Origin of the sequence: Methanocaldococcus infernus ME (assembly GCF_000092305.1) — an archaeon.
In the GTDB taxonomy this organism is placed as follows: Archaea; AGJL01; Methanococci; order Methanococcales; family Methanocaldococcaceae; genus Methanocaldococcus; species Methanocaldococcus infernus.
On the sequence record NC_014122.1, the window covers coordinates 920,841 to 947,093 of the forward strand.

At 34.1% G+C, this 26,253-nt stretch carries 27 protein-coding genes and 1 tRNA gene; 10 read left to right on the forward strand and 18 right to left on the reverse strand.

The window, feature by feature from the left end:
* Position 1: 1 nt before the first annotated feature.
* Complete coding sequence (locus METIN_RS05100) at positions 2-1,243, forward strand: UbiD family decarboxylase (protein WP_013100426.1); 1,242 nt, start codon at positions 2-4, stop codon at positions 1,241-1,243.
* Here METIN_RS05100 and METIN_RS05105 read toward each other — a convergent pair.
* The 4 genes from METIN_RS05105 to METIN_RS05120 all read right to left on the reverse strand — a co-directional run bounded on the left by METIN_RS05105 (position 1,232) and on the right by METIN_RS05120 (position 4,419).
* The gene (locus METIN_RS05105) at positions 1,232-2,005 is read right to left on the reverse strand and encodes a sugar phosphate isomerase/epimerase family protein (RefSeq protein WP_013100427.1); all 774 of its coding nucleotides are present in this window, start codon (positions 2,003-2,005) and stop codon (positions 1,232-1,234) included. The genes METIN_RS05100 and METIN_RS05105 overlap by 12 nt on opposite strands.
* Positions 2,006-2,065: 60 nt before the next feature.
* Positions 2,066-2,141: transfer RNA gene (locus METIN_RS05110), tRNA-Gln, on the reverse strand.
* Between the two features lie 98 nt (positions 2,142-2,239).
* Positions 2,240-3,445 carry a threonine synthase gene (thrC, locus tag METIN_RS05115; protein ID WP_048203571.1) on the reverse strand — a complete coding sequence of 402 codons (1,206 nt, stop codon included), beginning with the start codon at positions 3,443-3,445 and terminating at the stop codon, positions 2,240-2,242.
* Complete coding sequence (locus tag METIN_RS05120) at positions 3,445-4,419, reverse strand: M24 family metallopeptidase (protein ID WP_013100429.1); 975 nt, start codon at positions 4,417-4,419, stop codon at positions 3,445-3,447. Before METIN_RS05120 ends, thrC begins: the two co-directional genes overlap by 1 nt.
* A gap of 26 nt (positions 4,420-4,445) precedes the next feature.
* Here METIN_RS05120 and METIN_RS05125 point away from each other — a divergent pair, with 26 nt between their 5' ends.
* Genes METIN_RS05125 through METIN_RS05135 form a run of 3 tightly spaced genes read left to right on the forward strand, consistent with a single transcriptional unit; the run spans position 4,446 to position 8,126 of the window.
* The gene (locus METIN_RS05125) at positions 4,446-4,946 is read left to right on the forward strand and encodes a chorismate--pyruvate lyase family protein (RefSeq protein WP_013100430.1); all 501 of its coding nucleotides are present in this window, start codon (positions 4,446-4,448) and stop codon (positions 4,944-4,946) included.
* 2 nt (positions 4,947-4,948) lie between these two features.
* Positions 4,949-5,485, forward strand: a complete 537-nt coding sequence (locus METIN_RS05130; RefSeq protein WP_013100431.1) for a methyl-accepting chemotaxis protein — start codon at positions 4,949-4,951, stop codon at positions 5,483-5,485.
* A 4-nt stretch (positions 5,486-5,489) separates the two neighbouring features.
* Entirely contained in the window at positions 5,490-8,126 is a 2,637-nt protein-coding gene (locus tag METIN_RS05135) for a valine--tRNA ligase (protein ID WP_013100432.1), read from the forward strand.
* On the opposite strand, the gene cdhA is transcribed toward METIN_RS05135, so the two are convergent.
* Positions 8,104-10,380, reverse strand: coding sequence for a CO dehydrogenase/acetyl-CoA synthase complex subunit alpha (gene cdhA, locus METIN_RS05140; RefSeq protein ID WP_013100433.1), 2,277 nt, complete (start codon positions 10,378-10,380; stop codon positions 8,104-8,106). The two genes, METIN_RS05135 and cdhA, sit on opposite strands and share 23 nt — an antisense overlap.
* Positions 10,381-10,467: 87 nt before the next feature.
* Between cdhA and cdhB the strand changes: the two genes are divergently transcribed.
* Complete coding sequence (gene cdhB / locus METIN_RS05145; protein WP_013100434.1) at positions 10,468-10,980, forward strand: CO dehydrogenase/acetyl-CoA synthase complex subunit epsilon; 513 nt, start codon at positions 10,468-10,470, stop codon at positions 10,978-10,980.
* On the opposite strand, the gene METIN_RS05150 is transcribed toward cdhB, so the two are convergent.
* From METIN_RS05150 to METIN_RS05165, 4 genes are all read right to left on the reverse strand, one after another.
* Positions 10,972-11,583: a cobalt-precorrin-7 (C(5))-methyltransferase gene (locus METIN_RS05150; protein WP_013100435.1), complete on the reverse strand. Its 612-nt coding sequence runs from the start codon at positions 11,581-11,583 to the stop codon at positions 10,972-10,974. The genes cdhB and METIN_RS05150 overlap by 9 nt on opposite strands.
* Entirely contained in the window at positions 11,580-12,230 is a 651-nt protein-coding gene (locus METIN_RS05155; RefSeq protein WP_013100436.1) for a selenouridine synthase SelU-like subunit, read from the reverse strand. The genes METIN_RS05150 and METIN_RS05155 overlap by 4 nt, the downstream gene beginning before the upstream one ends.
* Positions 12,212-12,865: a selenouridine synthase SelU-like subunit gene (locus METIN_RS05160; RefSeq protein WP_013100437.1), complete on the reverse strand. Its 654-nt coding sequence runs from the start codon at positions 12,863-12,865 to the stop codon at positions 12,212-12,214. The genes METIN_RS05155 and METIN_RS05160 overlap by 19 nt, the downstream gene beginning before the upstream one ends.
* A gap of 120 nt (positions 12,866-12,985) precedes the next feature.
* Positions 12,986-13,936 carry a cell wall-binding repeat 2-containing protein gene (locus METIN_RS05165; protein ID WP_013100438.1) on the reverse strand — a complete coding sequence of 317 codons (951 nt, stop codon included), beginning with the start codon at positions 13,934-13,936 and terminating at the stop codon, positions 12,986-12,988.
* A 209-nt stretch (positions 13,937-14,145) separates the two neighbouring features.
* Between METIN_RS05165 and METIN_RS05170 the strand changes: the two genes are divergently transcribed.
* A complete protein-coding gene (locus METIN_RS05170; RefSeq protein ID WP_013100439.1) occupies positions 14,146-15,069 on the forward strand; it encodes a transcriptional regulator in 924 nt (307 codons plus the stop codon).
* Here METIN_RS05170 and METIN_RS05175 read toward each other — a convergent pair.
* Positions 15,066-16,085: an adenylosuccinate synthetase gene (locus tag METIN_RS05175; RefSeq protein ID WP_013100440.1), complete on the reverse strand. Its 1,020-nt coding sequence runs from the start codon at positions 16,083-16,085 to the stop codon at positions 15,066-15,068. The two genes, METIN_RS05170 and METIN_RS05175, sit on opposite strands and share 4 nt — an antisense overlap.
* Before the next feature lie 84 nt (positions 16,086-16,169).
* Here METIN_RS05175 and ftsY point away from each other — a divergent pair, with 84 nt between their 5' ends.
* Positions 16,170-17,282 carry a signal recognition particle-docking protein FtsY gene (gene ftsY / locus METIN_RS05180; RefSeq protein ID WP_013100441.1) on the forward strand — a complete coding sequence of 371 codons (1,113 nt, stop codon included), beginning with the start codon at positions 16,170-16,172 and terminating at the stop codon, positions 17,280-17,282.
* 12 nt (positions 17,283-17,294) lie between these two features.
* Complete coding sequence (locus METIN_RS05185) at positions 17,295-17,999, forward strand: hypothetical protein (protein ID WP_013100442.1); 705 nt, start codon at positions 17,295-17,297, stop codon at positions 17,997-17,999.
* On the opposite strand, the gene METIN_RS05190 is transcribed toward METIN_RS05185, so the two are convergent.
* Positions 17,996-18,265, reverse strand: coding sequence for an ACT domain-containing protein (locus tag METIN_RS05190; protein WP_013100443.1), 270 nt, complete (start codon positions 18,263-18,265; stop codon positions 17,996-17,998). The genes METIN_RS05185 and METIN_RS05190 overlap by 4 nt on opposite strands.
* Before the next feature lie 84 nt (positions 18,266-18,349).
* On the opposite strand from METIN_RS05190, the gene ilvE reads away from it, so the two are divergent.
* Together ilvE and METIN_RS05200 are read left to right on the forward strand one after the other, a co-directional pair.
* On the forward strand, positions 18,350-19,207 hold the full coding sequence (gene ilvE, locus METIN_RS05195; RefSeq protein ID WP_013100444.1) for a branched-chain-amino-acid transaminase: 858 nt from the start codon (positions 18,350-18,352) through the stop codon (positions 19,205-19,207).
* 12 nt (positions 19,208-19,219) lie between these two features.
* Positions 19,220-20,479 carry an MBL fold metallo-hydrolase RNA specificity domain-containing protein gene (locus tag METIN_RS05200; protein WP_013100445.1) on the forward strand — a complete coding sequence of 420 codons (1,260 nt, stop codon included), beginning with the start codon at positions 19,220-19,222 and terminating at the stop codon, positions 20,477-20,479.
* Here METIN_RS05200 and METIN_RS05205 read toward each other — a convergent pair.
* From METIN_RS05205 to hemB, 7 genes are read right to left on the reverse strand one after another with little or no spacing between them, the layout of a single operon-like run.
* Positions 20,463-21,035 carry a hypothetical protein gene (locus METIN_RS05205; RefSeq protein WP_013100446.1) on the reverse strand — a complete coding sequence of 191 codons (573 nt, stop codon included), beginning with the start codon at positions 21,033-21,035 and terminating at the stop codon, positions 20,463-20,465. The genes METIN_RS05200 and METIN_RS05205 overlap by 17 nt on opposite strands.
* A gap of 9 nt (positions 21,036-21,044) precedes the next feature.
* Complete coding sequence (locus tag METIN_RS05210) at positions 21,045-22,151, reverse strand: DUF2226 domain-containing protein (RefSeq protein ID WP_013100447.1); 1,107 nt, start codon at positions 22,149-22,151, stop codon at positions 21,045-21,047.
* On the reverse strand, positions 22,144-22,926 hold the full coding sequence (gene larB, locus METIN_RS05215; protein ID WP_013100448.1) for a nickel pincer cofactor biosynthesis protein LarB: 783 nt from the start codon (positions 22,924-22,926) through the stop codon (positions 22,144-22,146). The genes METIN_RS05210 and larB overlap by 8 nt, the downstream gene beginning before the upstream one ends.
* Positions 22,911-23,645: a D-aminoacyl-tRNA deacylase gene (locus METIN_RS05220; protein WP_013100449.1), complete on the reverse strand. Its 735-nt coding sequence runs from the start codon at positions 23,643-23,645 to the stop codon at positions 22,911-22,913. The genes larB and METIN_RS05220 overlap by 16 nt, the downstream gene beginning before the upstream one ends.
* Positions 23,642-24,130 carry a MogA/MoaB family molybdenum cofactor biosynthesis protein gene (locus METIN_RS05225; protein WP_013100450.1) on the reverse strand — a complete coding sequence of 163 codons (489 nt, stop codon included), beginning with the start codon at positions 24,128-24,130 and terminating at the stop codon, positions 23,642-23,644. Before METIN_RS05225 ends, METIN_RS05220 begins: the two co-directional genes overlap by 4 nt.
* Complete coding sequence (locus METIN_RS05230; RefSeq protein ID WP_013100451.1) at positions 24,131-25,282, reverse strand: class I SAM-dependent rRNA methyltransferase; 1,152 nt, start codon at positions 25,280-25,282, stop codon at positions 24,131-24,133.
* 4 nt (positions 25,283-25,286) lie between these two features.
* The gene (hemB, locus tag METIN_RS05235) at positions 25,287-26,252 is read right to left on the reverse strand and encodes a porphobilinogen synthase (RefSeq protein ID WP_013100452.1); all 966 of its coding nucleotides are present in this window, start codon (positions 26,250-26,252) and stop codon (positions 25,287-25,289) included.
* Position 26,253: the final 1 nt, after the last annotated feature.

The following is a 26,253-nucleotide window of genomic DNA, read 5'->3' on the forward strand; positions in this document are numbered from 1 at the left end:
CATGAGAGAGTTGATAGAGAAGTTGAAGCCTAAAGTTTATGAAAAAGCTTCTAAGAAATTTGGAGTCTCTAAGATATTAAAAGAGAATGATGGAAAGCCAATATATATTAAAGATGTTGATGACTTTGAGGTTGTTGGAAACCTATGGAGTAGAGAAACATTAGCTAAAATTTTCAATGTGAAAAAAGAGGAATTGTTATTTCTACTTCTAAATGCTATTGAGAGAGAGAAAGAGGGAAAAGTAGAGATAAATGATGATTTAAGGGAGTTGTATATTAAAGATAAAAATATTTTAAGCTGGCCTATCCCAACTTACTATGAAAAGGATGCTGGGCCATATATAACAAGTGGGGTAGTAATAGCTTATGATGAAGACTATGGTTATAACTTGTCAATTCATAGAATCTTAGTTAAGGAGAGCCACTTAGTTATAAGGATGGTTGAGCAGAGGCATTTACACTTCCTATATAACAAAGCTCTAAGAGAGGGGAGAGAGTTAGAGGTAGCTATAGCTATTGGTGTCCATCCCTCTCTACTCTTAGCAGCTTCAACCTCAGGAGATATAACCTTTGATGAGTATAAGATGGCCTCTATCTTAAATAAGGTTGAAGTCTTTGAACTTGACAACCTCTTAGTCCCAGAGGCAGAGTTTATAATAACTGGGAAGATTTGTAAAGAGTTAGATGATGAAGGGCCATTTGTTGATATAACTGGAACCTATGATAAAGTTAGGAAACAGCCAATTATTAAAATAAAAAATCTCTACAGAAAAGAGAAGCCTATATTCCATGCTCTCCTTCCTGGAGGGGTTGAGCATAAAACCCTAATGGGCCTTCCACAGGAGCCAAGGATATATAAGATTGTTAGAAACACAATTCCAACAGTTAAGAATGTTGTCTTAACCACTGGTGGTTGTTGCTGGCTACATGGGGTAGTTCAGATAGAGAAGAGAACTGAAGGAGATGGGAAAAATGCTATCCTTGCAGCTCTTGCTGGACATCCAAGTTTAAAGCATGTTGTTGTTGTAGATGAAGACATAAATATCTATGATATAAATGATGTTGAATATGCCATAGCTACAAGGGTTCAGGGGGATAGAGATTTAGTTATTATCAAAGGAGCTAAGGGCTCTTCCCTTGACCCTTCAAGTGATGGAACCACAACAAAAATAGGAATAGATGCTACAAAGCCATTAAAAGATAGGGAGAAGTTTGAAAAAGCTAAGATCCCCTCAGATATCTAAGAGTTCTAAATCTTTTAAAATAACCTCTATCTTATACTCTTTATCATGCCTCTTTATTCTCCTATCATCCAATTCTAAGGTTATTATCCCCCTATATTTTCTATCTAAAATTTTTTCTAAGTAGGGGATGAAGTTTATCTCAGACTCTTTTAAAGGGAAGTGATCCTTTCCATTACAAACTCCTGAGATGTGGATGTGGCCAACATCCAACTCTATGAAGTCTTTAACATAGTGTTTAGCATGGGCAAAGTCTAAGGTTATTGGAATATTAAAGGTTTCTGAGTAAAATTTAACCTCCTTAGGATGCCAGCAAAGCCTATTTATCTTCTTTGGCATATTTTCCAAGCAAATCTTAACCTTATTTTCTCTCTCTTTTATAGCTTTTAAATAATTTTTTAGATGCTCATGCTCTTCCTCAGTTGGCTCTCTATTCACTGGCCTCTTTCCTGGGTGGATAGTGAGAATTTTAGCCTTAAACCTCTCAGCCAACTCTAAAGACCATAGAGTCTCTTTTATACATATTTCTCTTATATGGTGATTAAAGGAGCATGGATTTAACTCAATATGGGGACAATGGACAGAAACCTTAAACTTCTTTATTTCCTTCTCAACCTCTTTTAAATAGTCCTCATTAAACCTATTATCCCAAAAATCTGGATTCTCTGGGAAAAACTCTATAGCTTTAATTCCTATTTCCCTTAGTATGTCTAAGATTTCAACAATCCCATACTCCCAAAAAAAGAGTGAGGACACAGCTATCATAATTATTCCCTATATATAAAATTATAAATATATACTTCTAAAATAAAAAATAATAAAAAATGGCAGCCCGGCGCGGATTCGAACCGCGGTCCCGGGGTCCAAAGCCCCGGATGATAGGCCGCTACACCACCGGGCTACATAATCTAAGAGCAGAGTATAAATTTTAAGATTGAGTATAAAAAGTTTTCTATTTTGTTATTTTTTATATTTAAATGCAAAAAATAAATTTTAAGTTTAAGAGCTTAATAACTTCTTAAGCTCATCTAAGGATTTAACCTTAATGGTTTCTTCACAAGCCCTTATAGCAGCATCTGGATCCTTTAAACCATGTCCTGTGGTTATACAAACAATTCTCTCACTCCTGTCAATAACTCCCTCATCCAATAGCTTAATTAAGCCAGCTATTGAAGAGGCTGAAGCTGGCTCTACAAAGATTCCCTCTTTTCTTGCTAATAACTTTTGAGCTTTAATAATTTCTTCATCACTAACTGACTCAGCATAGCCATTAGACTCATAGATAGCATTTAAAGCCTTTTTAGCATTAACTGGCTTCCCTATCCTTATAGCAGTAGCTATAGTCTCAGGATTTTCATAAGGCTCTATCTCTCTCTTCCCTTTTTTGAATGCCTCAACTATTGGCTTAGCTCCCTCTGCCTGAATTCCTGTCATTTTTGGAAGCTCATTTATAAAGCCAAGCTCATAGAACTCTTTAAACCCTTTCCAAATAGCTGATATGTTTCCAGCATTCCCTACAGGGACTATAACCCTATCAGGAACTTCCCAGTTTAGCTCATCAGCAATCTCATAGCCTATAGTCTTTTGCCCTTCCAATCTAAATGGATTTATAGAGTTCAATAAATAAATTAATCCCTCTTTAGCCAGTTCATTAACCATATCTAAGGCTTTGTCAAAGTTTCCATCAATCTCAACAACCTTAGCTCCATATATCATAGCTTGAGCCAACTTTCCTAAGGCTACTTTTCCTTTAGGTAGTAAGACTAAGCATTTCATCTTAGCCCTTGCTGAGTAAGCAGCTAAGGAGGCTGAAGTATTTCCAGTGGAAGCACAGCCAACAACCTTTATATTTAATTCATTTGCCTTAGAAACTCCTACTGTCATCCCTCTATCTTTAAAGCTCCCTGTTGGATTAGCTCCTTCATTTTTAACATAAAGCTCTTTAACCCCTAACTCTTCCTCTAAGTTTCTACACCTATAAAGAGGAGTTCCTCCCTCTTTTAGGCTAATTATCTTCTCCCTATTTTTTATTGGTAAGAGCTCAAAGTATCTCCAAACACTAAAAACTCTATTTTTAAACTTCTCTTTATCAACCTCTATCTTGTCAAAGTCATAAACTATCTCCAATAAACCATTGCACTCACACCTATAAACAATCTCATCATCTTCATAGGTTTTTCCACACTCTATACATCTCTGATATATCATAGAGTCACCTTACTCAATTTTTCAAAGCCATCCTTTTTTATAAGGTAGAGATCTTCTAATCTAACTCCAAATTTATCTTTAATATAAATCCCTGGCTCAATAGTTATAACCATATTTTCCTTTAAAATGATTTCCTCTTTCTTAGACACTGTTGGAAACTCATGAACCTCTAACCCTACTCCATGACCTAAGGAATGGATAAAATATTTCTCATACTCTTTAAAATACTCTCTAACCTTCAAGTCTAAGAACTTTGTAGAAACTCCTTCTCTTAAGTAATCTTCTACCAACTCCTTAGCCTCCTTAACTAAGTTATAAATCTCTCTAAACTCTCCCCTCTCATTCAATAGTAAGGTTCTTGTAATATCTGAACAATAGCCTTCATAACAGGCTCCAATATCAACCAATAGAATATCTTTAATCTCTCTATCTTCAGGAAGAGCATGAGGATAACTTGTCTTCCTTCCGGAGACAACAATGGAGTCAAATGCAGCCTTTATAGCCCCTTCCTTTCTCATTAAGTATTCAAGTTCAATAGCCTTCTCTCTCTCATTCCCCTCTGGATTCTCTATAATATACTTCATAGCCTTATCACTAATCTTAGCAGCCTTCTTTATCTTCTCTATCTCTTCCTTCTCCTTTATAGCTCTCAACTCTCTAAGCTTTTCACTAACTATTTTATAATTATCTAAATATTTTAAAAATTCTATCTTTAGCTCACTTTCAACTCCATCACAGCCTTCAAAAATCTCTTTCCAGCCAGTGAATTTTCTAACCTCAATATTTAGGTTGTCCTTAGCATACTCTAAGTCAAGCTCACCAACATATAAAATTGGCTTCTCCTCAAAGACAAGGACTGAGAAGAAAGGAAAATACTTTCCAAGGAAGTAATTTATATTCTCTCTCTTAGTAAGGACAACCTTTTTTAAACCTTCACATTCCATATATCTTAGGAAATCATTGATTTTCATCCTTTCACCAAAAGTTAGGTGAGATTATGAAGATCTATAAAAGAATTGCTGAAATTAATAAAGAGTTTCCTCTACTCAATGAGGAAAAAATATTACTTGGGACTGATGGAAGTGTAACCAATATCTTAGAGATACTATTTGAAGGAGACTGTGAAGTTAAAACCATCTCACAGAGGATAGTTAATGATGTAAATTATAGGGAAGTGATATTAAAAGTTAAAAATCCCTTAGTTTATGCCAAGTCAATAACTCCACTGAAGTTAATTGAGGAAGACTTAAGAGAGGAAATTAAAAAAGATTTATTATCAGCAGATATCCCAATTGGGAAAATAATTAAGAAGCATAACTTAGAAACAAGGAGAGAGATTAAAGAGATTAAGATAGAGAAAATTAGTGATAGAGTAAAGAGGTTACTAAATGTTAACTACAACTATTTGCCTATGAGAAAGTATAATATAATTTATAAAGGAAAAGCTATAATGGAGATCTGTGAAATATTTGCTATTAGGAAGTATATAAAGGGGTAATTATGGTAGAGAGAGATGTAATTAAAGAGCTTGAAGATTCTATAAATAAATTGTTAGTTAGCATAAGAAATTTTAAAGAAAGTAATAAAAATTTAACAACCCTATTAAATCAACTCTCTGATATCTTGAACAATGTAGAAAAAACCATAGATATAACTGAAAAGAAATTACAGGAGATGGTTAAAAGATTACATGAAGGAGGATCAATTAAAACAGAAGTCTTAGAAAAATTTATTAAAAATCTTGAGAACTTAAATATAGTGTTAGATAATGTAAGAGCCATCTCAAACAATATATTCAATGAGATGAAAAAGCATAGAGAATCTTTAGATAACATTAATGACATTGTCAAGAAATTGGAAAATATTGAAATGGAGAATGCTAAACAGGCCTTAGAAGAATACTATGAAGTAAAAAAAATTATGGATGAGAATGGGGCTAAGTTAAAGCTGATTGTTGATAAAAATATTGCTATTGAGGAGAGGCTAAAAGAGCTTTTATTAGAGATAGACTTTACCTTAGAAAATTTAAAAAAGTGAGAGGATGGATAAGGATTACAACATTATGATAGAGAAAGAGGTTCAGAAAAAGTGGGAAGAGGAAGAGATTTACAAGTTTAAAGAGGAGAGTGATAAGCCACCTTATATTATAGATACTCCTCCACCATATCCAACAGGGAAATTACACTTAGGGCATGCTCTAAATTGGACTTATATGGATATTATAGCAAGATACAAGAGAATGAAAGGTTATAATGTCCTCTTTCCACAGGGCTGGGATTGTCATGGGTTACCAACAGAGGTTAAGGTTGAAGAGATTCATGGGATAACTAAGACAGACATTGACAGAAAGAAGTTTAGAGAGCTATGTGTTGAGCTAACAAAAAAGAACATTGAAAGGATGAGAGAGCAAATAAAGAGCTTGGGAATCTCAATAGATTGGAGTAGGGAATATATAACAATGACTCCAAAATATATAGAGAAATCTCAGGTGGCTTTTGTTAGAATGTATAAAGATGGATTAATTTATAGGGGTAAGTTTCCAGTAAATTGGTGTCCAAGGTGTCAGACAGCTATAGCCTTTGCAGAGGTTGAGTACATTGAGAGAGAAACATATCTTAACTATATAAAGTTCCCTTCAGCTGATGGAGAGGGGGAGATAGAGATAGCTACAACCAGACCTGAGCTAATGGCTGCCTGTGTGGCCATCTTAGTAAATCCTGAAGATGAGAGATATAAGGATAAGATAGGAAAAGAGTTTATTGTTCCACTATTCAATCAGAGGGTTAAAGTTTTGGCTGATGAGCTTGTTGAAAAGGACTTTGGTACTGGGGCAGTGATGGTTTGTACCTTTGGAGACAAAACAGATGTTTTATGGGTTAATAAGTATAACTTGCCAATAATTAAAGCTATAAATGAGAGAGGAGAGTTAACTGAAGTTGCTGGTAAGTATAAGGGGTTAAAGACAGAGGAGGCAAGGAAAAAGATTATAGAAGATTTGAAGAAAGAAGGATATTTAATTAAGCAGGAGAAGATTAAGCAGAATGTAGGAGTTTGTTGGAGATGTAAAACACCAATAGAGATAGTTGTTACAGAGCAGTGGTTTGTTAATGTTAAAAAACTCCTTCCTAAGGTTAGGGAAGTGGCTGAAAAAATAAAGTGGGTTCCTGAGCATATGAAAATTAGGTTATTAAATTGGATAGAAAACATGGACTGGGATTGGGTTATAAGTAGGCAGAGAATCTTTGCCACTCCAATCCCAGTTTGGTACTGTCAAGATTGTGGGGCTATAGTTGTGGCTAAAGAGGAAGATTTGCCAGTGGATCCAACTGAGAGAGGCTATGTTTGTGATAGGTGTGGATCAACCAATCTGAAGCCAGAGACTGATGTCTTAGACACCTGGATGGACTCTTCAATAACTCCAATGGTTATAACCAAGTGGTTGGATGATGAAGAGTTCTTTAAAAAACACTATCCTGTCCAGTTAAGGCCTCAAGGGCATGATATTATAAGAACCTGGGCATTCTATACAATAGTTAAATCCCTTGCTCTAACAGGAAAGGAGCCATGGGAAGAGATAGTTATCAATGGAATGGTGTTTGGAGAAGATGGATATAAGATGAGTAAGAGTAGAGGAAATGTTGTAGAGCCTGATGAAATTGTTAATAAGTATGGAGCAGATGCTTTAAGGTTATGGGCAAGTAATTCAGTTATAGGTGATGATGTCCCATTCTCTTGGAAAGAGGTTGATTATGGCTACAGATTTTTAAGAAAGCTATGGAATGCCTGTAGGTTTGCTAAGCTACATATAAAGGATGAGGAAATTGAAAAATTAAAGGAAAAGAGAGAAGTTAAAAATATCATTGACAGATGGATACTATCTAAGTTACAGAGGCTTATTGAAAGGGTAGATAAGGACTTAGAGAGATACAGGTTTAATGTGATAGTAGAGATCTATAAATTTGTCTGGCATGAGTTTTGTGACAACTACATAGAGATGGTTAAGTATAGACTCTATGGAGAAGATGAGAAGGAGAAGGAGGAGGCTAAATATACTCTATACTATGTCATTGATAAGATCTTAAGGCTCTTAGCTCCATTTGCTCCACACTTCTCAGACTATGTAGGAGAAATATATAGGTTAGATAACCTACACTTCTCATTTCCAGAGGTTGATAAGGAGTTAATAGATGAAGATGCTGAGAAATTTGGAGAAATTGCCAAGAGAGCTGTGATAAGTATAAGAAGATACAAGGCCAATAAAGGCTTAGCCTTAAATGCTCCAATAAAAAAGGTTGAGATTTATACTGAAGATGAAGAAACATATAAAGCTTTAAATGAAACTATGAAGGATATAAAGGGAACCCTAAAGATTGAAGAGCTTAAAATAATAAAAGGAAAGCCATCCTTAGAATATAAGATTATTGAAATTATTCCAGATAAATCTAAGATAGGACCAGAGTTTAAGAGTAAGACTAAGGAGGTTATGGAAATTATAAAGAATGCTGATGAAAAAACCTTAGAGAAGATAATAAATGAAGGTTTAGAAACAGAGTTTGGAGTTATAAGAAAAGAGCATATAAAGGATGTTAAGAGAGCTCTCTTTTCAAAAGGGGAAGAGGTGGATTCAGTAGATATTGAAGGAGCTTTAGCTTTAGCTATAATATACTTGGCTCCTTAGGAGCCTCTCTTGGCTTCCATCCTTTCTCTTTTAGGATTTTCTTAACCTCTTCCTTGTATTGATATGGAATTTCTCTCTCATTTCTTATATATAAGTGGATATCTTCAGGGACATAGCCAAGATACTTTTTACTTAGGTCTATGTAGTGAGTTAACTTAATCAACCTACCTTTTGGAGTGTCATTAGGTCTTATACACAGCTTAGCAATTAATGGGATAGCTTCATTTAAGCTTTCAGCTGCATATATTAAGTGTAGTGGAGCTGGCTCAGTATCTATAAGTTCGCCTGTTCTCCTATCCTTTATCTTCCTTAACATCTCTTCTCCTAAGTATAGTCTTCTATACTTAGAGCCATGTGGTCCTAAGATAACTGGAATTCCCCACCTGTTTGCTCCTGTGGCTATAGCTGCAGCCTTCTGTGACATGGCTCCCCAGGCAACAGCACAAACTCCTATTCTATTTAAGATGTAATCAGCAACCTCTGGGAAGTTCTTTTCCAGTGGTAGTTTTGCAAATATATTAGCTATCTTTATAGCTGCTCCAATGGCATGGGCATTGGCTAAGCAGGGGCCTAAGTTTAACAGCCCTCCTCTGTCAAAGGCTCCATGATACTTTTCATAAAGTGTTTTTCCATCCTTATCTTTATAGAAAGCTATAGCCATTGAAGAGCAGCCAGTAGCCACTACTATATAACCTCTTTTTAAGAACTCCTCAGCCATTAGTGGAAGATCATTTCCATTATAGTAATTGTCACAGCCAGCAAATAGTATAACTCCAGGAATGTCTCCAAAGACTATAGGAGCTCCAACCTTTCTAATCTCTACATCAGTAACTGGCCCTCTTCCAGCTCTAACTTTAAACTTCTCATTCTTTATTCTCTCTTTAGCAGCTACTCTATAGAGGTCAACTAACTTAATATTTCTCTCGCAGAATTCAACACACTTCCCACAGCCCACACATTTCTCATAGATGTTAGATAAAGGCTCTAAATTCCCTTTCTTAGCCTCAATCATAGCTTCTTTTATTGGCAACATGGCTGGACAAACTCTATTACACCAGCCACACTCAGTACACTCTTTAATACTTTCTAAGACTTGCTTATCTCTCAAGTCTAAACCTATTCTCTTTTTCTGCTCCTTTAGGATTAAAGCTAATCTAACAGCAACCTCTCCAACCTTATCTTCATCTCTAATTAAAGCTCCAGGATACTTTTTTGTTAGCAAGTCTCTAATAATCTTATCTGGCTCCTCATCAGTTAAATCTGGCAGTCCAAAAGAAGCTTTTTCACTTGTTGCTATTACAGGAATGTCCATACTTGAACAAATTTCTAAGACATCATTCCTTATACATTGTTCATCTATAACAACAACATCAGCAGTTCCTGAGAGGATAAAGGTTAGTTGCCTTGATAATGGACCAACAATCTTAGCCCTCTTTGAGTATCTACTTATGTCTATAGCTGTACAACAGAGGCCACAAACCTCTACCTTATCTTCAATTCCAAGCTCTTCTAAGTAATCTATTATAGCAGCTCCTGGAGCTATGTTATGTCCAATACATAAAATTACTGGCTTCTCCTTCTCAATAGTTCCTAAACCAATCTCTACAAAGTGAACATCTTCCTCTCCAAATGGTAAATCATATAGTGAAATTTGTATTAGTTCTCCAATCTCTTTAGCCATGTTGTCCAATAAACCAGCATGTAAAGCCTTGGATTCAAAGTCTATACTATCTCCTTCCTGTCCTGTGTGTGTTGCTGCTAAGAGCATGGTGATTTCTCTCTCTATCATGTCAAGGATCTTAGCTAAGTCTTTAACAGTCTCTGGCTTAACTCCTGTTACTGTTGTAGTTATAGGAGCTATAACTTGAATATCCCTACTTGTCTTTAACTTTAAATTAGGATTTTTCTTTAATGCTATTTCTAACAAGTGTCTTGCATGTGATGTATGTGTTGCTGCTCCCATACAGCAGGCTAATAAAACAATCCTTGCCTGCTGTTTTTCAAGGTTAATCCCACATCCTCCTTTTCTATTCTTGGATAAGTCACATTTTCCATAGGTACAGAGACAGCAGAGAGAGCAGAGAGGAGAATAGAAAGGCTTGAAGTAAGAGAGTAACTTATGATCCCACTCCCTTAGCTTAGGATAGTTAGAGCTAACCTCCTTCTCCTCTTCTTCCTCAAACCCCTTAATTACAATTTTCTCATAATCTACCTTCAGATTTTTTGAGAGTATATTCTTTATATCTAAAGCCATGAATAAACACCTTTAAATATAAGTAAGTAATTTGTCATTATTAATCATTACAAATTATAACCTATATATACATTGTGGTGGTTCTTCATGTGGAATCCTGCCTATGTAACTCCTGAAATAGCTAATATAGCTTCACCAAAGATAGTAGCCATGGCTGTAAAAAAGGCTAAGAGGCCCATGTTTGTCTTAGGCTCTCTTCTAAATTCTCTGCCTGAAGAGATAACTATGGAAATTTTGGAGGTAGCTAAGTTGTTAAAAAATAAGTATAATGTTACAATAGTCTCCACTGGTGGCTCTTACTTAACCCTCTCTAAGTATCTTGAGCCAGATGCTAAAATAGGAATCATAGATCTAATAAATAACTTAAGAAATCCATACTGGGAAGGGTTTGATGGTAAGGGAAATTATGATCTAATTTTATTTGTTGGAGTTCCCTACTATATAGCTACTCAAGGCTTATCAACCTTAAAACATTTTGCTCCACATCTTAGAACCATAACCCTCTGTAAGTTCATGCACCCAAATGCAGACTATAGCTTTCCAAATCTATCTAATGAAGATTGGTTAAGCTATTTAAGAAACTTGAAAAGCTTAATCTAAGACACAGATGGTTAGATAAGAAAATTCTTTATTAATACAGTCACTTAACTTTAACTTATATATTTTCTCATTTGGATAGGTTAAGTTCTCTAAAATCCAAACTTCCCTATCAATTCCATTCTCAACCAAGTATTTGGCATCTTCCTTTAAATTGTTTGGGAGAAAAATTACTTTCTCGTTATTTTTTATGTAGTCTATTAACTTCTTCAAGTTCTCTCTTTTTCCATGTAAGGTTAGTATTTTAAAGTCTTCCCAAGATATCTTTAACTTGGCTGAAGCTATCTGAACTGAAGAAATGCCTGGAATCACTTCAATATATTCCTTATCAACTCCAATTTTTAAAAGAGTTTTAAGTAGCCCACTGAAACAAGGGTCTCCAGTTGATAAAATAGCCATGTCATGAGCCTTATAATCTATTGAGCCTAAAATATTCTTTAGATCTTCAACAACATTCCTTACTTCATAAACCTCCTTATCCTTCAGCTCAAAAAGAGATAAGGCTCTTCTTGAGCCAACTATATATTTACAACTATTAACCTTCTCTAAAGCCAATAGGGTTAAAAACCTTTTATCCCCTGGCCCTATCCCTATTAAGTAAATCATTTTTCCACATGCCTATAACTTTTAAATCCTCCAATTAACCTTTTAACCTTCTTAAAGCCTAAGAGGCTTAATATTAAAGCCACTGTTCTACTTCTCATCCCTCCCCTTGCACAGAAAACTATTATTTCTTTATTTCTATCTAATTTTTTAACTTCATTGAGTATTCTAACCAAGCTCTTACTAACTATATCTATAGCCAACTCCATAGCCTTCTCTTTTCCCTCATTCTTATAAACCTTTCCTATTAAAGCATGCTCCTCATCCAAGAATAGAGGGATGTTAATAGCTCCTGGAATTGTTTTTTCCTTAAACTCCCTTGGAGATCTAACATCAATAAAAATAGCATCTTTCTTTTTTAAAGCCTCATCTATGGTTATTGTGTCATCAGGAATAGTTATAGAGCTTAAAAATTTCTTTATATTTATTTTCTCAATGTAAATTTTCTCATCTTCAAGTAAGAAAATTTCCTTTCCTTCTTCCTCCATCTTTTTTATTGTATCTATTACTTTCCTAACTATCTCTCCTCCAACTTTCCCAGCTAAGATTTTTTCAGAGTTAGCTATCATCTTTCTTCCATCTTTTAAGAAAATACATAGATAGACATCTTTATTAAATGTTAGTAGCCTTGCTAAGATTTCCTCATCCATAGTTTTTCCTTGATAAACTTGTCTATGATTTCAGCAGATTTTTTAACATCTTCATTATAAACAACCAAATCAGGCTTAATATTCTTGATATTTCTCATATAATGAACTCTATACAGCTTCTCTTCCAACAGCTTAGCAGCTTCAAAGTATTGGTCATTTTTAATTAAGCTGATGGCTTCATCTAACATATCAATCATATCTGGCTTTTTAAAGTCTCTTCTTAAAATGAATAATTTATTGATTAGCATTTCCTTCTCTCTCTCATTTCTTGGCTTGTAAATATTAACCAACCTCTTTATTTGGCATTCATAAGGACAGTCTATTAAAATTTTATAGTCATAATTTTTTATATTAGCAAGAAGCTCAGGAATCTTTATTCTATAATCTCCCCCTATTTTTCTTCCTTCATACTCAACAACAACATAACCATATTTTCCAGCTTTCTTTATCTCTTTCTCTATAATCCTATCAAACTCTTCCTGTGTTCTCATCTTTAAGTCATAGAGGTCTCCTAATATACTTCCCCTTGTCCCAGCTATCTCCTCTATGTCAATAACTGGATGTTTCTTTTTTAACTCCCTTAAAATTTCAGTTTTCCCACATCCTGTTTTTCCAAACAGTCCAAAGATTATCATATTCATTATCTCTTACTTGTTTTCTGCAAAGTTATTAAAAAAGTTGTTTGGTATTAAATACTTTATTGAAATAAATTTAAATCTTTGGATTAAGAAAAATAAAAAATAAAAAATTTGAATTTATTTCATATAGCCTTTTTTCACTTCAGGCTTTTCTCCTAATTTTTTACCAACTGTTACATTTTCCATTTTGTTTGTTATATTTATTTTATTTTTTCCTTTTTCTATTTTCATCATTGTCTTAACTCTACCCATATGCTCCATTTTAACCATAACTCTAAATTCATTGTCTAACTTAACCATAATTCTAAAAGCTTCTTCTAATTTATTCTGCTCAATTAGTTGTTTAACTTCATTTAATTCTTCTTCTAACTTTGTTACATTTCCACTTATTTTTAATCTTACTAATTTATGCTCAAACATTTTTATTTTATTCATTAACATTAATCTTATTCTCTCTTTTGGGATAAATTTTTCCATTACCTTAATTTTAAATTTATTCTGTAACATAATTTTTATTTTTGTCATATTACAAGGACATACTGGATTTTCAATGACTATAGCTTTTGAAATATTCAACTCCTTAGGATTTACTGAGAGATTTAACCCATTTGTTAAAATTGGAACTGATCCATTTGCTACTAAATTTATAGACTCATTTAAAGCTATGTCATCATAACCATAACATATACAAGCACTCATATTTTTAAATCTTTTTTGTAACATAAGTTTGAATTGATTCAATGCTATAGCATTTGTCTGATATCTATCTTTTCCTCCAACTCTTTCAACATTGATTCCATAATCTTCTAAGGCTTTTGTATAATTTTCTACAACTGCTAAAGGACCTCCAACAATGATCACATTATCAGGAGTTAAATTTTCAATCTTAGTTATTAAACTCTCATTATAAATTCCCCACTCTGTAGTCACTATGGTAGCATTTAAGGCTTCAGCTATAGCTAAGGCTGTAGCATAATCTGCTGAGTTATCACTAACTAAAACAACAGTCTCTGCTGACACATATGTAAGGGCTAAGAGTGATAATAAAACCAACAACAATTTTTTCATACTCTCACCTCATTAAGGTAATAAAGTAGTATAATATAGTTTGGATTATATATATTCTTGCTCCTGTTTTCGGAACTATATATTTACATATAAAATTTTTTCTAAATTTTTTCCTTTTATATGAACTAAATTTCTTAATTTAAGTAGGTAAACTTTAAAAAACTAAATAGTAAATTTTATATATAATCATCATTTGGAGGGTGATGCTCATGAGATATATATTAATATCTGAATGTATGGAATTATTAATGAAGAATAACTTTGAAGTTTCTAAGCCTGTGAATAGAGCATGCTTTGACATCTTAGCTAAGAGGGATGATATTAGATTAGTATTAAAGATATTAAAGAATATTGATAGCTTTAGTAAAGAGCAATCTTCTGAGCTAAAGATGTTAAGTAAGGCAATTAGAGCAGTTCCTCTAATTATTGGGGCAAGAACAAGAAATGCCCCTATGGAAGATGGAGTTGTCTATGACAGATACAACATCAAAGCTGTAACCTTTGAAACCTTCAAAGATTTCTTAGAGGGTAGTCCTCCTATAGTTTATGCCAATAGAGGAGGGTTCTTTGTAAAGATTGATGGAGAAACCTTAAAGAGAGTTAGAGAGGAGAAAAAAATTTCAGTTGGTGAACTTGCAGAGGCTGTAGGTGTTTCAAGAAAAACCATCTATAAGTATGAAAATTACAGTGCTAACCCATCTGTTGATATAGCTATAAAAATAGAGGAATACTTAGATGCTCCATTAGTTAGAGGAATAGATCTATTTGAGCCAATAGATGAAGATATAGAGGTTAATAAAGAGATTGATGGTTTAAAGAAGGAGATAATAAATTTTTTAAATCAATTAGGATTTAAATCCTTTCCCTTAGAGAGGGCTCCATTTGATGCTGTAGCTGATGATAAGAAAGAGATACTATTAACAAACATAGACAAGGAGGAGAATATTGAAGTAAAGAAAAAGGTTTACTTTGTAAGGGAGATAGCTAAGTTGTTAGAGGCTTACACTTTATTGGTGTTGGAAAAGAAAGAGAGAGAATATAAGAATGTCCCAGTTTTAAGTAAAAAGGAGTTAGAGGATATGAATAATGCTATGGAGCTAATTAACTATATTAAATCTATAATAAATCACTAAATTTCTTTTCTTAAGTCTATTGTTTGCTCTATCTCTGGCCCAGTTGAGATAATGGTTACAGGCACTTTAGTCACTTCCTCAATCTTCTCTATAAACTCCTTAGCTCTTCTTGTTAATTTTCCAAACTCTTTAACTCCATAGCATTCTTTATCATACTTATCTAATCCTGTTAAAGCTATCTGTGTAGCTCCATTCAATCTACAAGCTTTCTTAGCCATCTCAAAGTCAAAGTATCCTACTCTTCTCCTTCTTCCTGTCACTGTCCCATATTCCACTATCCCTAATCTTTCAGCCTCTTCTAATGGCATTTCTGTTGGGAAGGGGCCTGAGCCTACTCTTGTAGGGAAGCTTTTAAAGACAACTATGACATCATCAACCCTTGTTGGCCCAATTCCTACATCAGCTGCAAAGGTTGAGGCTGTTGTGTCTTTAGAAGTAACATAAGGATAGGTTCCATAATAAAGGGAGAGGAATGTTCCCTGTGTCCCTTCAATTAAAACATCCTCTCCTCTATCTAAGGTGTCATTTATTAGCTCAGAGACATCTCCTAAGTAATCTTCCAACTCTTTAATATCCTTAGCCTGCTTTAATATTCTTAAAACTCTATCAACATTTGCCGGCCCACAGCCACTGCCAGTTGTCCCTATCTCCTTAGCTAAGTGCTCATCTTTTCTATCCATCTCTTTATGTTTCTCTTCAATAATTCCAGCTCTGTAATCAACAACTAATCTTTCTCCAACCTTAAACTCTTTCAACATCTCAATCTCTTTTAAAAGAACCTCTGGGTCTACTAAAACTCCAGCACCTATAGCAAGCTTAGCATCTAAGTGTGGAAAACCTGTAGGAACCATTCTAATTCCATAGCTTTTACCCTTAACCTTAACTGTATGCCCAGCATTTGGGCCTACTCCACCTCTGGCTATAACTGATGGCTTATCTTTCATACAGATATAACTAATTATTTTCCCTTTCCCTTCATCTCCCCACTGTCCTCCAACTATAATGGAGCATGTCAAAAAACTCACCTACTTAATATTGACATAAACTTTTTTGAATAGAAATTATATAAAAGTTCCTTATCATAGTTAAAGGGGATAACTATGTTCAACTTGCTAAGAGAAAAGTTTATGAAAGCTGCAGAGAAGATAAAGGAGAAAATTTATAAGAAAGGAGAAGCTGAAGAGGTAAAAAAAGAGGAAAAAGTAGAAACTAAAGAGGAGAAGAAAATTGAAGAGAAAAAGGAAGTTAAGGAAGAGAAAAGTAAGGGGATGTCATTCTTTGATAGGTTTAAGATAACAAGAACTATAAAGAGAGTGATAAAAAAAGAGGTTGTAATAGTTGAGGAAGATATAGAAGATATCTTAGAAGAGCTTGAGTTAGAACTGTTAGAGGCTGATGTTGCTTTAGAAGTTGTTGAGAAGATGATAGATTCTATAAAGAAGGAGCTTGTTGGTAAAAAGATAAGCCCTGATGACAATGTTGAAGAAATTGTCTATAATGCTGTCAAGAACTCTATTTTAAATATCTTATCAAGGGAGAAGATAGATCTTGAAGAAATTATACAAAAGAATAGAAAGGAGGGAAAGCCAACAGTTATAGTTTTTGTTGGAATTAATGGGACTGGAAAGACTACAAGTATAGCTAAGTTAGCATATAAGTTAAAGAATAAGGGTTACTCTGTTGTCTTAGCTGCTGGAGACACATTTAGAGCTGGAGCTATTGAGCAGTTGGAAGAGCATGCTAAGAGGATAGGAGTTAAAGTTATAAAACAAAAACCTGGAGCTGATGCTGCAGCTGTTATATATGATGCTATTCAACATGCGAAGGCTAAAAAGATTGATGTAGTTCTTGCAGACACTGCTGGAAGGCAGGCAACAAATATAAATTTAATGGATGAGATAAAGAAAGTTGTTAGGGTTACTAAGCCTGACTTAGTCATCTTTGTAGCTGATGCCTTAACTGGAAATGATGCCATCTTTCAGGCTGAAGAGTTTAATAAAGCTGTTGGTATTGATGGAGTTATCCTAACCAAAGTTGATGCTGATGCTAAGGGAGGGGCTGCTATCTCTATAGGTTATGCTATAGGGAAGCCAATACTATACTTAGGAGTTGGGCAAAGGTATGAAGATTTAATAGAGTTCTCTCCAGACTTCATTATAAAGAAAATCTTTGGAGAAGAAGATATTAAGTTTTCAACAGAAAGAGAATTTTAAAAGGGATAGGATATGGTTTTAGGTAAGATCAATAACTTAGTTCCTGGAACCCAGATAATAGCTAAGGTTAAGGTAGTAAATATTAGAAAGAAGGAAAGTGAAGATGGAAATGTCTTTTACATAGGGACTATTGTAGATAGAGATGGAGTAGCCAACTTTATCACAACCATTCCCTTGGAGAAAGGGAAGTGCTATGAAATCTTTGGTAGGATTACAGAGGAGAAGAGTGTAAAGATTATTGAGAAGGTTGTTAGGGGGGTTAGATACCCAAGAGAGATAGAGGATATTCCAGAGGAAGAGCTTTATAAAGGAGGAAAAGTTTTAGACTTAATGATTCCAGCCATCTTTGAGCTTTCAAAGAATAATATTTATGTTAACTATTATTGTAAGAACTGTAAAAGCTTAGTTGAAGCTAAGATCAAGCCAAGGGGTTTAGTCTATATATGTAATGTCTGTGGGGAGCTTAACCCTGAAGATGTAGATGTCAGAATTAAAGTTTTAGGGAAGATACACTTTGGAACCATATCAAAGAGATGCTATATCCCCTCTTCAACCTTGGAAAACTATTTCCCTGGCCTTTTAGATATGTTGGAAGAGTATGGAATTGATGACACTATAAATACCATATATTTAAAGTTACATGGAAAGACTTACTTGGTTAAGGGATTTGATGGGAAAGATGATAACTATATAGTTACTGAGATAGAAGATATTTAAATCCTATGCATGTATTTGAATATATCTTCATGTTGGACTATAACTTCAACTCCTAACTCTTTTCCCTTCTCAACAAGCTTCTTTTTTAAGCTTGAAAAATCTCCTTTTATGTTTGAGATATCTACAATCATAATCATGGCAAAAAGTCCTTCCATTATTGTCTGACTTATATCTAAGATGTTAGCATTATTTTCAGCTAAGACTGATGAGATTCCAGCCACAATTCCAGGTTTATCCTTACCTATAACTGAAACCACAACTTTCATAAAAATTTCACCTTAAAAAAATTTTTATAAGTTAGCTCAAAATTTTTAAAGAATTGTTATTTAAACATTACTTGGGTGGTTAGAGTGAAGATCTATTTAAATGGAAAATTTGTTCCCAAGGAAGAGGCTAAGGTTTCAGTTTTTGACCATGGTTTACTCTATGGAGATGGAGTTTTTGAGGGAATAAGGGCTTATGATGGAAATGTGTTCATGCTGAAAGAGCATATTGATAGGTTATATGACTCAGCAAAATCCATCTGTTTAGATATTCCTCTCACAAAGGAGGAAATGATAGATGTGGTTTTAGAAACACTTAGGGTTAACAATTTAAAAGATGCTTATATAAGGCTTGTAGTTACAAGAGGGGAAGGAGACTTAGGCTTAGACCCAAGGAAGTGTAAGGAGCCAAGTATTATATGTATAGCCATCCCTATGCCTCCTCTCTTGGGAGAGGAAGGGATTAGGGCTATAACCGTCTCTGTAAGAAGGCCTCCAATAGATGTTTTAAATCCAGCTGTTAAATCTCTAAATTACTTAAATAGTGTCTTAGCCAAAATTTTGGCTAACTATGCAAATGTTGATGAAGCTCTCCTTTTAGATAAAGAGGGTTATGTTGTTGAGGGTACTGGAGACAATATCTTTGTTGTCAAAAATGGGGTTTTAAAAACTTCTCCACCATACTTAAGTATATTGAAGGGGATAACAAGAGATGTTGTTATAAAGTTGGCTAAAGAGGAAGGAATAGAGGTTAGGGAAGAGCCAATAACTTTACATGATCTATATACTGCTGATGAACTCTTTATCACTGGAACAGCTGCTGAGATAGTTCCAATCTTTGAAATAGATGGAAGAATTATAAATAATAAAAAAGTTGGAGAGATAACAAAGAGGTTAAGGGAGAGATTTAAAGAGATTAGAACCAAATGGGGAATAAAAATATAAAAAGAGATAGTTATGGTTTTGCTTAAATTTCATGGAGGATGCCATCAGATAGGAATGAGTTGTGTAGAAGTTATAGGAGAGAAAGATAGAGTTTTCTTAGACTGTGGAATGATGCCTGACACTGGAGAGATTCCTAAGATAGATGATAATGCCCCTCTAATTGTTTCCCATGCTCACCTTGACCACTGTGGGGCTATTCCATTTTACAATTTTAAAAAGATTTATTGTACTCCTCCAACAGCTGATTTAATGTTTATCACTTGGAGAGACACACTAAATTTACAAAAGTCATTTAAAGAGGAAGATATTCAAAGAGCTCTATCTTCAGTGGAATGTCTCAACTACTATGAAGAGAAGAAGATAGGGGAGAATTTAAAATTTAAGCTCTACAATGCTGGCCACATCTTGGGAAGCTCTTCCATTTATTTAGAAATTGATGGAAAAAGAATTCTTTACACTGGAGATATTAATGAAAGTATGCAAAGAACTGTTAGGGCAGCAGATACTGACATTGATGACATAGACATCTTGATAATTGAAGCCACTTATGGATCTCCTTTAGATATAAAGCCTGCAAGGAAGGTTTTAGAGAGGGAATTGGTTAATGAGGTTAAAGAAACCATAGAAAGAGGAGGAAAGGTTATTATTCCAGTATTTGCTGTTGGTAGGGCTCAGGAGATATTGTTAGTTTTAAACAACTATATTAGATCTGGTGAGTTAGAGGCTAAGATATTTACTGATGGCTCACTGATTCATGCTACATCCATATACTTAAGCTATACAGATTGGCTAAATCCTAAGCTAAAAAACTTAATTGAGACTGGAATAAATCCATTTGGAAATGTAGAGAAAGCTGATGAGAGTAGAATCTTTAAAAAAGATGAGCCTTGTGTTATAGTTTCAACCTCTGGGATGGTTCAGGGGGGACCAGTTTTAAAGTATCTTAGGCTGTTAAAGGATCCCAAGAATAAGTTAATTCTAACTGGCTACCAAGCAGAGGGGACCTTAGGAAGGGCTTTAGAAGAAGGGATTAAAGAAATAAAGCCATTTAAGAATAAGATTCCAATTAGGGGAGAGGTGGTTAAGATAGAGTTTTCAGCCCATGGAGATTACAACTCCTTAGTAAGATATATAAAAAAGATTCCCAAGCCAGAGAAGGCTATAGTGATGCATGGAGAGAGATATCAAAGCTTAGCCTTTGCCATGACCATATGGAAAAATTTAAAGATTCCTGCTTATGTCCCTATTAAAGGGACTATTCTGCCAGTATAGGTTTTTCTTCTAAACTTTCTAATCTTCTTATACATTCTAAATATCTGTCTCTTACTATTTTATATATCTTTTTAACTACTTCTCTTTCATCAACAGGGTTTAGCATAACTCTGGACTCAAAAATAATATATATTGGCTCTTCTCCAATAATTGACTTAAAAATATATAAATAGCTCTCTTTTTTTGAGATAATAACCTTTCTTGTATCTGGAAAATTTTTAATAATATTTTCAAAGATATAGACTATCTTAGGCCCTAAGTCACTCTCATCTTTAATTGTTGTTGCTATAGTTAAACCCTCCTCATCAGTTACAATAATATCTATTAAATTATGTTCTAAAGCTAACTCCACTAAGTCAAAGTCTTTTGAGAACTCTCTTTCTTCAATAACCTCTTTTGGAGCAACATAACTTTTTAACTCTTTTAAGCTTTTAACTAACTCCTCTTCAATTTCCTCCTTTTTTTCATATTCTTTTTTTAACTTCATATTATAGAAAAGATAACCTAACAAACCACCAGTAATAAAGGTTATTAAAAAAATTAGTGTTGAACTCATGAAAAACCCTCACACTATTTTAGCATTTATCCTTATTTTTCCTGTAGAAACAATATTTCTAACTTTATTATTTATATCATATTTAATTTTATCTATAGGAATATCTTTTTTAATAAATCCTAATATCTTCTTTGGAGAAACTTGTACATTAATATCTATAATATATTCCTTATCCCAATCTACCTTAACATCAACTATAGCCTTTTCAATATTTTCATTACTCATTAAATAGTTATATATATCCTCTCTTATTTGATTCTGTAACTCAACAAGTTCTTCTGATGTTGGCCTAAAAATATCTTCTATAATTTGCTCAACCCATTCCTCATCTGGCTCTTTTATCCCAAGTTTCTTTAAAAGCTCCTCCCTTGAAAGTTCTTCAAATGTCTCTTTTAGCTCTTCCTCAGCCTCTTCTCTGATCTCTACAATTTCCAACTTAGCATCAGGATATAGATCAAAGATTTTATTAAACTCCTCTTCAGACAGTTTAAAGATTTTTACCCTTGAGCTACTATCCCTTATTAGGTTATCAATGTAATTCTTAGCATTCTCTTTAAATATAATTCCAAAGTTATTTTCATAGATAGCTCCAACTAAAGATTTATTCTTAAAAATTAGATATCCTTGCTCAAAAGAGTCTTTAATCTCCTTACAAATATGAATTAAATAATAACCTTCTCCTAAGAATTTTTCAAATTCTTTCTCTTCACTAATTAGCTTTCCAAGCTTTAACTTAACTTTTCTCTTTTTCCTTTCTTCTTCTTTTTTCTTTTCTTGTTTAGCTTTTTCTTCCTTAACTTTAAATATTTGAGGATAGAGCCACTTCATTAAATTCATTTTGTCTTTATTATACTTATAAACTTCAATTAATATATTTCCTTTAAGATTTTTATAGAACTCTTTAAACTTCTCTACATCTCCAAAGTATTCCTTATCATCTTTAATATAAACTCCAATAATTTTATTCTCAGAGATAAATAAGTATCCTTCCTTTATTTTGTTGTTCTCCTTTGAAAAAACTGCAATATAGCCTAAGCTAACAGCCTTTATTAGATTATCAAATTCTATTTTCTCATTAAATCTACTAACAAACCCTCCTTCTACTATTTTAATCATGAACTTCCCTCAGAAGATTTTTAACTATCAATCCTGCAAATACTGCAGCTCCAAAGCCATTATCTATATTAACAATAGCTAACCCTGGAGAACAGGAGTGAAGCATAGTGAGTAGAGGAGTTATCTTTATCCCATAACCTGTAGAGGTTGGCACTCCAATAACTGGGACATCAACAAGAGAAGACACTAAAGAAGGAAGAGCTCCTTCCATTCCAGCTATGGCTATGATACAAGAAACTTTAGAGCTTAACATTCTCTTTAAGTAGGGGAAGAGTCTATGAACTCCTGCTATGCCTACATCATAAGCTTTTATATAGTTAATTCCCATCAAATTTAAGGTTTCTATGGCTTCTTCAGCTATTGGTATGTCTGAGGTTCCAGCTGTTATAATCCCAACACAGCCAAATTTTTTTATTTTATAATCTTTCTTTCTTATTGATAAAGTTTTTCCAACTCTGTTAATTTTTACAATATAGTTATTTAAGTTATATTCTTTTAGCTTTCTCTCAACTCTTTTTATATTCTCTATCTTAGTTGCCAACGCCACTCCATTCCTCTCAGCCAATTTTAGAGTAGCTTCTACTATTTGTTTCTCACCCTTTCCCTTTCCATAAACCACTTCAGGAATGCCAGTTCTTAACCTTCTATTTACATCTAATTTAATTTCTTCCTCAATTTCTTCAAAATAGTTAAGCTTAACCAGCCTCTCAGCATCTTCTAAACTAATCTCTCCATTTTTAAATTTTAATAAAATTTCCCTTAGATCTTTTCCCATGGTATCCCTAAGGATTCAAAAAAGTTTATGTATCTTCTCTTATCCTCTCCTCTACAGCCTTTCCAATCTATTAATATCTTGTCTACTTCACTCTTCTCAACCATCTGGTTCAGAACATCTTCATCCACTTGAGCATACTTAGGAACTAAGTAGCCAAAGTAATACTTCCCCTCCAATGCTAACTTTGTGAATTTTGGGGCATAGTGGCCTCCTCCAAAGCCTATAACCCTCTCTTTCTCCTCATAGTTTTTATTTTTAATTATCTCTATGGCTTCTTTAACAGCTTTAGCCATCACTTCTCCAGCTTTCTCATCTCTCCACTCCTTTTCAGAGCTTCCAATTTCAACAAAAACAGCCTTTCCTTTTAAGTCTGTTGGTGTGTGATGAACCACTTCAAAGCAAACCTCATAACTTAACCCTAAGCTCTTCTCTTTAATTTTGTTAAGTAAGATTGTATTTAACTCTGGAGAGCATGGGCAAATCTCTTTAGGGTTTCCTCTCTCACAGTTCTCTGTTAAATTCCCAGGAACATGGACAGTTAAGCTTGGCTTATTTGCTAAACTTCTATGCTTAGAGAGAAAAATATAGAAATCTGCTTTCTCTAAATCATCCTGAGTTAGATCTAAAAGCTCTTTCTCAACTATAAAGACATTGTCAAAGTGCTTAGCCATGTTCATGCTTGCTAAGTCTTTTGTAGAGGCTACAATTAAAAACTTCATTCTTTCACCACATGCCCTAAGATGTGAGAACTTTCTTCTTTAATAATCTTAGCTCCAAGCTTACAGGCATTTAGAGAGCCTGGGAGAGAGTAGATTAAAGTTTTCCTATAAATTCCTGCAGTAGCCCTTGATAGTATTGTTCTAAATCTCACTTCTTCATAACTTAATAATTGAAAGATAATTTTAAATCCTTCTAATTCTTTCTCAAACATCTCCTTTAAGGTTTCTATTGTCACATCTTCCCTTTCTAAACCTGTGCCCCCAGTTAGGACTATACAGTTAACCTTAAACTTGTCTATAAAAAAGTCTATAGCTCCTTTTATCATCTCTCTATTGTCTGGCACTATTGTGTAACACTTAGCCTTTAACTCATTCCTTAAAAAAGTCCCAGATTCATCTCTAACTTCTTCTCCTAAGCAGAGAGCTTTATATCTGCTTGTACTTACTGTTATAACCCCAAATTTTGGCTCCACTTTTTTATGCATCTATATCTCCTCAACACCTAAAAATAGACATTTTAAATACTCTGTTCCCTTTGATGTTATTGGATGATCTGGAGCTTGTGAGCCAATTTTAATAATCTTAGCCCACTTTCTTGCCTTTAAGCAGGCATCAATAACCAAGGCTTTAAAAGCATCTGGCTCTATTGGTTGTGAACAAGAGCAAGTAACTAACATTCTTTTAGCCAACTTAGCCCCTAATCTATTTAGAGCATGATAACCTCTTATAGCATTTTTTAAGTATTTCTTTGATTGAGCAAATGCTGGAGGATCTAAGATAACAACATCATACTTCTCTCCTCTATCGGCAAGATCTGTTAAGATCTCAAAGGCATTTCCTTCAATAAATTCATATCTATCCTTAGGGATATTATTAATTTCCATATTTTGCTCAGCTACGCTTAGAGCTTTCTTAGACAGATCTATTCCAGTAACGTAAGCTCCTCTTATAGCTGCATGGACAGAGAATCCGCCGGTGTAGCAGAAGACATCTAAAACCCTATCTCCTGGCTTAATGAATTTCTCTAACTCTAATCTATTCTCTCTCTGGTCTAAGAAGAAGCCTGTTTTTTGCCCATCAATTCTTACTATAAATTTAGCCTCTCCTTCCCTAATGATGGTTTCTTTTTTATTTCCCAATAGATAACCTTCAACCTCTGGAAGCTTAGCCCTCTTTCTATTTCTTCCTGTACTCTTCTCATAGATAGTATCTATTCCTAAGCTTTCTAAGGTTTCTACAATTACATCTCTATACTTCTCAATTCCATAGTTAAATATTTGGATAGTTGAGAGTTCATTAAACTTATCTATAACCAAGCCATTCAGCCAATCTGATTGAGTATAAACCATCCTATAAGTGTCTTTAAAGCCAAGCTCTAACCTATAATTATTAGCATTTACTATTTTCTCTCTAAAATAATTTTCATCTAACTCCTCTTTCCTTAGAGTCATTATCCTAACTTCAGCAGGATTCTTAAACCCTCTCCCTAAAAATTTTCCTCTCTTTGAGTAAATATCTACAACTTCCCCAACTTCAATTTTGTCAAAGTCTTCTTTATTTAATATATTTTCCCTTGGAATTATTAAATTTCCTTTTTCTATTGCTGAGTAGCCTCCAAAATCAACATATAATTTCAAATGATCACCTCATCATTTGAGCAAACTCTTTAGCCCAGTAAGTAATAATAAAGTCTGCTCCAGCCCTCTTAATGCTAACCAAAATTTCATATATTGCTCTCTTCCTATCTATCCACCCATTTCTTGCAGCAGCTTCAACCATTGCATACTCTCCACTAACACAGTAGGCACCAATAGGAACTAAAAATCTTTCCTTAGCCATCTTTATTATATCTAAGTAAGGAAGTGCTGGCTTCACCAAAATTAAATCTGAGCCTTCATTAATGTCAAGCTCTATCTCCCTTAAAGCCTCTTTAGCATTGTGTATATCCATCTGATAACTTCTCCTATCTCCAAAGGCTGGCTTGTTGTCAGCAGCTTCTCTAAATGGACCATAAAAGGAAGAGCAATACTTGGCTGAATAACTCATAATTAGAACATCATGATAGCCCTCTCTTTCTAAAGCTTCTCTTATCACTCTAACCCTTCCATCCATCATATCAGAAGGAGCTATAATATCAGCTCCAGCCTCAGCATAGGATAAGGCTATCTTTTCCAATATCTTCAATGTTTCATCATTCAAAATCTTTCCATCCTTTACAATTCCACAATGTCCATGTGTTGTATACTCACATAAACAACAGTCAGCTATCACTAAGAGGTTATCTCCAAGCTCCTCCTTAATTCCTCTAATAGTTCTTTGAATTACTCCATCTTTCTTAAAGGCTGAGCTTCCAATTTCATCCTTCTCCTTAGGGATGCCAAATAAAATAACTGCTGGAATATTTAAATTAGCTATCTCTTTAGCCTCCTCTATAGCTTTCTCTACACTAAACCTATACTGTCCAGGGAGTGAGTTGATCGGCCTCTTATCCTTTATATTCTCATCTACAAAGATAGGCATAATTAAGTCACTAACATCAATCTTAGTTTCTCTAACCAACTCTCTTATCTTCTCATTTTTCCTTAGCCTTCTCATTCTAACTAACATG